Below are 8990 nucleotides of genomic sequence, written 5' to 3'. Positions count from 1 at the left end.
TCCTACAGTTTCAGCGTGGGCATGGCCCCCTGTGGGAGCTGGCTTGCCAGCGATGGTCGTTAACGATAACGCGGGTGAACAGGATGAACCCGGCACGCTTGAGTCCATCGCCAGCAAGCCCGGCCCCTACAGGCATTGCAGTGACACCTCATCGACACCAAAAACCGTCCACACAAAGAACAAAAAGGAATTAACAAATAAAAATTAAGTATTTATCGTTATAAAAATAGAAGCGTACTCTCCAGTCATCCCGTCATTGATCACCACAGTGAAGTGCCCCATGAATCCGACTGACAACCTCATCGATTTCGCCAGCTACCGCAAACGCAAACAAGCTCAGCAACGGGCACGGGCCATGTGGGAGATGTACGCACGCAACGCCGGATTTCAGGCATTCCAGTGGGTTCAGGCGTCTCGGTCTGCCGAGACACGTCAGGCGTGAACGCGCACGAACCCTCGCGCTTTCTGATAAGCGCGGGCGAGCCTGTGCTGGACCTGAACAATCCGGATGCCCCTGAAGAGGACCCGATCTGCGAACGGGTAGCACAAAACCTGCTGCGTCTGCGGGGCAAGCGCCATCTGTCCCTCGACGCCCTGGCCCGACAGTGCGGCGTGAGCCGTGCCATGCTGGCGCAAATCGAATCGGGGCGCAGCGTACCGTCCATCAAGGTGCTGTGCAAAATCGCCAAAGGCTTGAAGGTATCGGTGGCTGCGTTTCTGGAGCATCGGGCCTTCGAAGGTGTGGCCGTGCTGTCGGCGAGCCAGAGCAAACGCCTGGTCAGTGCCAACGGCGCTTTTGTCAGCCGCGCCCTGTTCCCCTTTGACGTGGCGCGCCAATCGGAATTCTACGAGCTGCGCCTGAGCCCGTTGGGAGAAGACCATTCGCAGGGCCATGGCCCAGGCGTCCAGGAAAACCTGGTGGTGGCGCAGGGTGTGCTGGAAATCAGCGTCAACGACGAGCGTTACCTGCTATCCACGGGGGACTCGATCCTGTTTTATGCCGACCAGCCCCACCGCTATCGCAACCCCGCCGACAGTGAAGCGGTGGCTTATCTTGTAGTGACCTACCCGGAACGCCTGGACTGAAACGACCTTGCTCGCGATGGGCTCAAGGCTGACGCGTTTTTTCAGAAAACCCGCGTCATCGTTGACGTCCATCGCGAGCAAGCTCGCTCCTACAGGTACGTTGCAGGATTTAGCAGGTGCAGCACATCAACGGCATGCCATTGCAACTCATCATCATGGGCATGCCGCAGTCGTTCATCATTTTCATCATCAGCTCGCAGCAGTTTTTCATCATGTCCATGTTCATGCCGGCCATCGGCATGATTTTGCACATCATGCCGTCAGCCATCATGGTGCATTCCATCACGCACTTCATCGACGGCATCGGCATGCCCATCATCGGCATTGGCATCATCATGTTCATCATCGGCATGGCCATGCTCGCCTGGGACATGCACATCATGCTCATGTTGCCGCAGTGCATCATCATCGGCATGCCGCAGTTCATCATCATCTGCATCATTTCAGCACTGTTCTTGAACATGGCCATGTCCATGCCAGCGGCCGGCATCATCTTGCACATCATGCCGTCGTCCATCATGTCGCAGGACATGGTCGCCATCATCATCGGCATGCCCATCGTCGGCATCATTGGCATGGTGGCGTTCATCGGCATTTGCATCTGCATGGCATTCATCATGGTGTTGCTCCCTGAAGGACTGGATAGTTGGGCGAAGCTGATGGAGGCCGATTCTAGGGAATCGGCCGAGCGCAACAAGCTGGCGATCGAACAGCCAAAGTCGATGTCGGGGCAGGCTTAACGAGGCAGACAGGACGATTGTTTCTGCAATGACGAACAATCGGATTCGATCACGGACAAGGTAAAAGCCATGACGCGGATTAATCGGTTACGGATATGCAGATTGCATCTATATAAATAGCGGAAAGAAATAATCGTTCTAACCGGAGTGACAATCTTTCTCTCCAGGTTAATGATTGGGTCGCAGGAAAAAACCCAATTTTTTCACGGATTGTCAGAAGCTCTACCACCGCCTCACAAAAAACCGGCCTGATCAGCCGGTTTAATGAGATGGTTAGCCTGACGGTGTCCCGGATTCTCAGGCCAGGCTCTCGACAGTCTCCCCGCTGCTTGCCCGTTGAGCATCCAGCAACACATCCAGCGTCGTGAGGAACAGGTCATGGCTCATGATGCCGGTGCACACCGTTGATAGAACCTGATTCCCCGCCTCGTCTTTCAGAGTGACCTTCTCGCTCCAGGCATTCAAATCGACTGAAGCAAGGCTCGACACCGGGACTTTACGTCCGTCAACTTCCAGAAACTCGCGTGTCACACTAATTGTTTGAGTGACGACATTCAGGAAGTCCCCTGCGATTCGCTTGCGCCAGACCTGCCCGGTCGGCACATACCTGAAGGTCACTGCCCCGCCAGACTCAAGTTTGTTCATCACAACCGGCAGACGCTCGCGGACGTGCAACTCGCGCACCAGTTGCTGAAAGTCCTGAAAGCCTTTCAGCGACTCGATGACCCGATGAAAGGGCTCGCGGTCATTACGCCGGTACGCCAGGTTGGTGATCAAGCCAGTGAATGCCGTTTGCCCCGAGCCGAACAGATACAGGTCTTCTACTTCAGCAAACGCCGTAAATTGCTGCTGCTTTCCACTGACAGCGACAATCCCGTGCTCGTAAACCTCATAATGGGTCCCGCGCAACTTTTTATGCCACGCATAAAGTCCGAACAGGACTGCCGAAATGACGACCAGCAAGCCACTGACGGAATAGATCAGCAACTGCGGGCTGGAACCACGACTGGTGTTCGCCCCGGAACTGCCCGCCGGCAGTATGGTCCCCAGGTACAACACAAATCCTGCCAGGCCCAACAAGACAATTGCGAACAACAGCATGAAGACCAGAAAGCCCTTGCCGTGGTGGAAGGTGGAGATCAATTGACCTGTCACCGTTGAAGCGGGTGTGGGTGATTGCTGCATGAGGTGGGTACTTCCCTAGTAGTTGACTGTAAAAAACACCGTAATCCAGACGTGTGTTGGTGAAAAAGCGGTAAACGATAATCATTGTCCGCCTCGCTGTGCAGGCTATCGCGATCTCAGTCACAGCGAACCTGGCTTTCAAATTCGAATTTACAGGTCGATCTCTGACTCGTCTTTTAAACCCTCAACAAAAGCGTCAAACGAACTTGCAAGCCATCGATAGGCCTTTGCATGATTGGTGGCATAACTGCTATCCGAATCAAAGGAATCAGTTGCGTAAAAACACACATTGCTATCGATCAAATCCAGACAGAAAAAGTTACCACCGTCGTCAATCGCAAACGGCAATAGGGTTTCAGGTATCACACCCTTTGAGGTCATCACTGCGTAACAGCCGTTTAAATACTTTGTCTCTGCAGCATCCAAAGCACCACTAGCCGCAACCGCTTTAAATTTTTTCACTCGAACGGGCTCATATTCATCACCACTATCCCACCAGTCTCTGTCTGCAACTCCACCATTATGAGTCAAATAAAAAACCTTAAAGCTTTCAGGTAACACATGCCCGATTTCGTCTTCCAGCAACGCTAGATCAGAGCTACTCACTTTCGGATCGGACTTGGACATTTGCAAAACACCCATCTTTGTCTCCTTTCTAACAAGTTGTGGAGGCGGCCTTCGGAGCCCGCCCTTTCAGCCAACCCTTAGAGTGCGAAATACCTACAGCATCAGTATTTCCATATGCCCCAGAAGGTAGACCAAAATGCTTTTCAAACTGAGCAACAGAGCCACCATGTGGGAATGTCGCTTCATGTGCTGAAGTTTTTACCAACTGCATAGTGGTCTTACCGGTTTTCGGATCAAAGTCATCAACGTGATGCCAAGTATAATCATCGGCTGCCGAAGCTTTGATACCTGCCTCTTTGTATGCTTGAGTGAAGTCCCGTCCTCTCGCACCCTGCATTGTGATTGAAACGATATTTTTTTGATTGCCCGTCACAGGAAACAAATCAGGAGAACCCGTAAAATCAACCCCTTTGAAAGCCCAGCCCCACGGGTCAATCCATACGTTCGCATTAGGGGCGTAACGGTAGAGGTTGAGTCCCCCATCCAACCCAATCGGATCCTGCGTAACAAACCGCCCCACCCCCGGATCGTAATACCGAAACGTGTTGTAGTGCAGCCCCGTCTCATCATCGAAATACTGCCCCTGAAACCGCAGATTCTGTTCAACTTCATTGACCGTCAGCTTCTCAACCGCCCCCCCCAAGCCTTGTTCGTCGCCTGCCAGACAATGCTCCCGTCCGCGTCAGTCATCTCCAGCGGCGTACCAATCTGGTCGGTATGGAAGTAGTAAAGCTGCTGCTCTTCACCTTCTGCCTGGTCGACACGCGCCAAAGGCGCATAACTCCCCGGCTCATAGAGGTACAGACTGCTCCGCCCCGGACTTTCCTCCCGCAGTATCCGCAAGCCTTGCCACAAAAAGTGCTTCTGCTCGGTCCGACCCTTGATCTCTGAAACCTTGGCAACCCGCCGCCCCAGGCTGTCGTACCGATACGAACCGGTACTCTCCAATTTGCCGTTGACCAGCGTCTCGGCCCGGACCAGCCGATTCTCACAGTCATAAACAAACGTCTGCAGCGTGCCCATGCCGCTGCGTTTTTCAATCAGGTTGCCCCACGCATCGTAGGCATACTCCTGATCCCGCCAGCGCTTGAGGCGGTTGTCCTTGACGTGGTCGAACTGGCTGGTGTTGAAGTTCAGCCGGTTCGCCGCGGCGTCGTAGCGGAACTCTTCGCTGTCGATCAACTGGCCGGTGTCGCGGCTGTGCAGTTGGCCGTTGGCTTCGTATTCGTACTTGATCTCGCCGCGCAGTTTGTCGAGGGTGCGGGTCAGTTCGCCGGCCGGGTCGTACTGGTGACGGCGGTGGATCGGGTTGTAGGCGTGCTCGACCAGCAGGTCGGGCTGGATGCCGGGGTTGTGGAGGCGCGAGAGTTTTTCCGCCGGCAGGCGCGAGGCGAACTGCCAGCTCTTGCGGCCCATCGCGTCATAGCCGAAGCAGCTGGTGAGCGTGCCTTGGGTGCGCAGGACTTCGCGGTGCAGGTCGTCGCGCTCGATGTCGCTGATCAGTTGGCCGTCGAGGTTGAGTTGGTGCAGGTGGCCGCTGCCGTAGTACAGGTGATTGAGGTGTTGGCCGGTGGGCAACGTCAGCGTGGTGAGGTTACTCAGTGGGTCGTATTCGTAGGACAAGGCGCCTTGCGCTGTGGTCTCCTGAATCAGGCGGCCAAGCAGGTCGTAGGAGAATTCGAGGGTTTCTTCGCTGACGCCGAGTTGCTTGCCCTGCGCAGTCGGCAGGCGCTGGATCGACAGCAGGCGATCAGCGTCGTCGTACGCGTAATCCTGACGGGCATCGGCATTCAGTTTGGCCAGCAGCCGGCCAATGCCATCGCGCTCGAATTCGGTGCGGCGCTGTGGCCGTTCACCGCGCTCGCCGTAGCCGGTTTCGTCGACCTGGGTCAGATGCCCGCCGAGGTTGTAGCTGAAGCGCCGGGTGAGGTTGTCGATGCGTTTTTCTTCGATCAACCGGTCGGACGCATCGTAGGCGAACTGGTACGCCGCGTTGTTTTCGTTGATCAGTGCCGTCAGGCGAATCGCAGGGTCGTACTCGTAGCGAATGCGTTGGCCCTTGGCGTCCTGGCGGCTGCTCGGCAGGCCCCGGGCGGTGCGTAGCAGGCGCGTGGTCTGGCCTTTGCCATCGGTGTGCGTCAGTACCTGGCCGAGGGCGTTGTAGGTGAACGATTCGGCGCTGCCGTCCGGGTGATGGATGCGCAGCACTTCGCCGTCGGGTTTGCGTTCCAGCGTGGTGGTCTGGCCCAGCGCGTCGGTGACGGCGACCAAGTGCTGGCGCTCGTCGAAGCGATACGTGGTGTTTTTACCCGAGCAATCCTGGAAGCGCTCGACCTGGGCCAGGGTGTTCCACCACAGGTATTTGGACTTGTGGGTCGCGTCGATGATGGTGTGTGGCAGGCCATCGTCGCCGTTGAGGTATTCGGTGGTGTGACCGAGGGCGTCGACTTCGGCGATAAGGTTGCCCTTGGCGTCGTAGCGGGCTTGCCAGGTGCTGCCGTCCAGGAAGGTGGTTTCTGTGACCAGCGTAGTACCGAGGTGGTACTTGTATTTGATCTGGCGGCCCAACGGGTCGGTTTCTTCAAGCAAACGCGAAAAATTGTCGTACTTGAACCCCAACCGGTTTCCATCCGGCAGCTTGAGACCGGTCATGTTGCCCGCTTCGTCGAGGTCGATGGCGTACTGCTCACCGCCGAAGTCGCGACTGGCAATCACGCGGCGATCTTCGTTGTAGTGGACCTGGAGCTCGCGCCCCAGTGCGTCAGTGGCCCACGAGGTGCGCTGCTTGAAGTCGTAGCGGTAGTGAAAGTGTTCGCCATCGCTGGTCCAGTGCTCCACCACACGCAGCTGGCCTTCAATGGTTTCCCAGCGGTAATGACAGCTCAAGCCCAGGGCGTTGCTGTGGCTGGCCATCACACCATCGGCGTAGCTGAAGCGGCGCATCGAATCGCTGTTGCGATTGATCACTTCGATGAGTTGGCCGTTGTCGTCATAGCGGTACTGCACCAGGGTTTCAACCGCCTGGTTGTCGACGACGCGCTTGACGTCGGTCAGGCGCCCAAGCGGGTTGTCATAGTGCAGGTGCACCCGAACACCACCCGTGGCGCTGATGTCGGTCAGCCGGCCTTCTGCCGTGCGGGTGAAATGCAGGTAATGCCCGAGGGCATTTTCCAGGCGTTGCAGCGGGACATCGCTGTTGTCGTCCGGCACCTCGCCGAAGTAGAAGAACAGGTTGTCGAGGGTTTGCAGCAGGTAATGGCCGCCTTCGGTGCGGACCAGGTGGAGCTGCTCATAGGGGTTATAGATGCGATCACCGGGCTCCACATCCACAAAGGGCACGCTGCGCCCCTGGTTATCCGTGAGGTAGACGAAGCTGCCGCTTCTGCGCAGGCTCTGCTCCCAAGGCAAGACCCAACCTCTGCCGAGCACGCTGTCGACGGTCAGATCGCTGGCATAGAAGCGAGACCATTCAATCGGCATGAGCCCCGGGAGCGCGAAGTCGGTTTCTCCGGACTCGGGCAATAGCTTGCGCCCGCTGGTAAGGTCGACGGGGTTGCCGCTCAAACCGCCGATTGCGCGCTCAACGGCCGGACCGATGACAAAGCGCCCGGCCAGATAACTGGCCGCCACGGTCGCTCCAAACTTCAATGCGCAAGGCCCGGCAGCCTTCAGACCTTGCGTCATGCCCAATCTGAAGATCGGACCTACTGCGCGGCCCATCGAGGCGACAATCATCAGCACGTCGACGGTGACCCGAAGCCAGCCGGGTACTTCTTCGTCGACATCCAGATAGCGCTCTGTCCCGCCGCCGATGAACACATTGTTCGAGCCGCTGGAGATCTTCGCGCCACAGGTCAGTTTGTCACCCTTGCGCGAAGCCGCCACATTGTTGATGAAAACGTTGGAAGAGCCTTCGGCAACCATGACCGGCGCAGGGTGTTTATCGCACGTGCCCATGCTCAACTTTGCGTGGGCGGCATTGCGGCTGTTGATGAACACATCCGTCGAGCAGCCTTCAAGCTTGATCCCCCCGGCGGGCGAACTCATTGACGCTCCGATGCTCTCGCCAATCATGGGGACGAAACTGGCAGCCAGTCCTACGGCAATTCCCAGCAGAATTCCGCCGAGCCCCGCCGTGCAGATCATGAATGCGGCAGCCGTCGCAATCGCAAGCCCGATCACTGCGCCGGCAAGAAAACCGCCGAGCGCACTGGTGTGTTCAATTTCATCGCCCCAACGCGCAGCTTCGAACATGGGTTACTCCTGTTCGGCGCTGTCGGTGGACACCGTATCGGCCTGGCGCGGTTTGAAACTTTCCAGCAGCTGTAGCCAATTCTGGTTTTGTGTAACGCTGAAATCAGCCTGGCTGGTCGTGGAAACCACAAGGATGCGACCGGGTTCGATTTCGAACGCTGCCTGCCGTTGGTAAACCGGTCGACCATCGTTCATGTAGTAAGCATCCACCTGGATGCCGGAGAGCGGTTGCTCTCCGGACAGCGCTGCCGGCTTCTTGCTGAGCAAGGTATAGCCGCGCAGTTTGGCGGCAATGAGTTTTACCTGGCGCTCGATGTAAGCCTTCAGATCCTCTGCCGGCAGCATGTTGTCGCGCGACAGTGTGATGTTCAGCGGCGCAGGAATGCTGTTGCCGAGCACAAACATGTTCACCGTGCGGTCCTGAAAACCTTCCGGCAGAGTGATGGATCCTTCCTGAAGCTGATAGTCCATTGGGCGTGCGTTCCGTGAATAGGTGAAAGAGGAAAAGGCTTAGTCAGCGCTGATGTTTTCGAGCATCGTCTCGAATTCGATCAGCCAATCGGCAAGCTCTGCATGAGCGGGATTGATCATCGTCGACATGCTCAACCATTGGCGCTCGTTACCATTGTCGGGATGGATGACTGCGCTGGTCGTTCTGCCGTGGCGACGCTCCTGTCCCGCTGTGAAGATATAATCCAGGGTAATCGCCGGATTGCCTGCCAGCAGGCAATCGCTCTGCCGCACGATGGTGACGTCGGGGTGGTTTTTGCGCAGGTTCTCCACATACAACTGCACCGAACGTTGCAATGTCAGCCCTTCAGGTGCAGGACGACGCTTGACACTGAACGTGACGGGATGACCCTGCTTTTCGAGCGTTGTATCGATGTCGCGGAAGTTGAAGCCTTGCGGCATTACCAGATTCAGCCCCGCGACTTTCAATTCATTGCGCGCCAATTGAAGCGGTACCACCGCTACCGGCTCAGGCTCGATGACAGCGGGCGAAGCCTCGGCAGCCTCCTGCAACTGCTGCCGCGCAAGTGTTTCGGCCGCGATCCGTTTCTCGGAAATACGATCGTAGATACTGGTCCTGACCATGGT

At 56.8% G+C, this 8990-nt stretch carries 9 protein-coding genes and 1 pseudogene; 3 read left to right on the top strand and 7 right to left on the bottom strand.

What is annotated here, in order from left to right; genetic code table 11:
* From PMI26_RS32025 to PMI26_RS04850, 3 genes and pseudogenes are all read left to right on the top strand, one after another.
* Positions 1-208: pseudogene (locus PMI26_RS32025) on the top strand (hypothetical protein); the annotation flags it as partial.
* A 72-nt stretch (positions 209-280) separates the two neighbouring features.
* A complete protein-coding gene (locus tag PMI26_RS31670; protein WP_162831822.1) occupies positions 281-442 on the top strand; it encodes a hypothetical protein in 162 nt (53 codons plus the stop codon).
* Positions 443-495: 53 nt separating this feature from the next.
* Positions 496-1086 (top strand): helix-turn-helix domain-containing protein, encoded by a 591-nt coding sequence (locus PMI26_RS04850; RefSeq protein ID WP_162130295.1) that lies wholly within the window; start codon positions 496-498, stop codon positions 1084-1086.
* A 109-nt stretch (positions 1087-1195) separates the two neighbouring features.
* On the opposite strand, the gene PMI26_RS30925 is transcribed toward PMI26_RS04850, so the two are convergent.
* The 7 genes from PMI26_RS30925 to PMI26_RS04880 all read right to left on the bottom strand — a co-directional run bounded on the left by PMI26_RS30925 (position 1196) and on the right by PMI26_RS04880 (position 8987).
* Positions 1196-1705: a hypothetical protein gene (locus tag PMI26_RS30925; RefSeq protein WP_081501014.1), complete on the bottom strand. Its 510-nt coding sequence runs from the start codon at positions 1703-1705 to the stop codon at positions 1196-1198.
* 418 nt (positions 1706-2123) lie between these two features.
* Positions 2124-3011 carry a hypothetical protein gene (locus tag PMI26_RS04860; protein ID WP_007978761.1) on the bottom strand — a complete coding sequence of 296 codons (888 nt, stop codon included), beginning with the start codon at positions 3009-3011 and terminating at the stop codon, positions 2124-2126.
* 150 nt (positions 3012-3161) lie between these two features.
* Entirely contained in the window at positions 3162-3653 is a 492-nt protein-coding gene (locus PMI26_RS04865; RefSeq protein ID WP_007978759.1) for an SMI1/KNR4 family protein, read from the bottom strand.
* A 13-nt stretch (positions 3654-3666) separates the two neighbouring features.
* Entirely contained in the window at positions 3667-4281 is a 615-nt protein-coding gene (locus tag PMI26_RS32415) for an RHS repeat-associated core domain-containing protein (RefSeq protein ID WP_033048254.1), read from the bottom strand.
* Positions 4257-7892: a DUF6531 domain-containing protein gene (locus PMI26_RS31725; RefSeq protein ID WP_007978757.1), complete on the bottom strand. Its 3636-nt coding sequence runs from the start codon at positions 7890-7892 to the stop codon at positions 4257-4259. Before PMI26_RS31725 ends, PMI26_RS32415 begins: the two co-directional genes overlap by 25 nt.
* A gap of 3 nt (positions 7893-7895) precedes the next feature.
* Complete coding sequence (locus tag PMI26_RS04875) at positions 7896-8363, bottom strand: DcrB-related protein (RefSeq protein ID WP_007978755.1); 468 nt, start codon at positions 8361-8363, stop codon at positions 7896-7898.
* Between the two features lie 39 nt (positions 8364-8402).
* Complete coding sequence (locus tag PMI26_RS04880; protein ID WP_007978753.1) at positions 8403-8987, bottom strand: hypothetical protein; 585 nt, start codon at positions 8985-8987, stop codon at positions 8403-8405.
* Positions 8988-8990: the final 3 nt, after the last annotated feature.

This window comes from Pseudomonas sp. GM33 (assembly GCF_000282295.1).
Taxonomy (GTDB): domain Bacteria; phylum Pseudomonadota; class Gammaproteobacteria; order Pseudomonadales; family Pseudomonadaceae; genus Aquipseudomonas; species Aquipseudomonas laurylsulfatiphila.
Note: the sequence above shows the minus strand (reverse complement) of the source record. Positions and strands in the feature narration are given on the sequence as shown.

Bases quoted from the DNA above. Each gene is read 5' to 3' on its own strand.
- PMI26_RS31670 (WP_162831822.1), top strand. From the start codon at position 281: ATGAATCCGACTGACAACCTCATCGATTTCGCCAGCTACCGCAAACGC.
- PMI26_RS30925 (WP_081501014.1), bottom strand. From the start codon at position 1,705: ATGATGAATGCCATGCAGATGCAAATGCCGATGAACGCCACCATGCCA.
- PMI26_RS04860 (WP_007978761.1), bottom strand. From the start codon at position 3,011: ATGCAGCAATCACCCACACCCGCTTCAACGGTGACAGGTCAATTGATC.
- PMI26_RS04865 (WP_007978759.1), bottom strand. From the start codon at position 3,653: ATGGGTGTTTTGCAAATGTCCAAGTCCGATCCGAAAGTGAGTAGCTCT.
- PMI26_RS31725 (WP_007978757.1), bottom strand. From the start codon at position 7,892: ATGTTCGAAGCTGCGCGTTGGGGCGATGAAATTGAACACACCAGTGCG.
- PMI26_RS04875 (WP_007978755.1), bottom strand. From the start codon at position 8,363: ATGGACTATCAGCTTCAGGAAGGATCCATCACTCTGCCGGAAGGTTTT.
- PMI26_RS04880 (WP_007978753.1), bottom strand. From the start codon at position 8,987: ATGGTCAGGACCAGTATCTACGATCGTATTTCCGAGAAACGGATCGCG.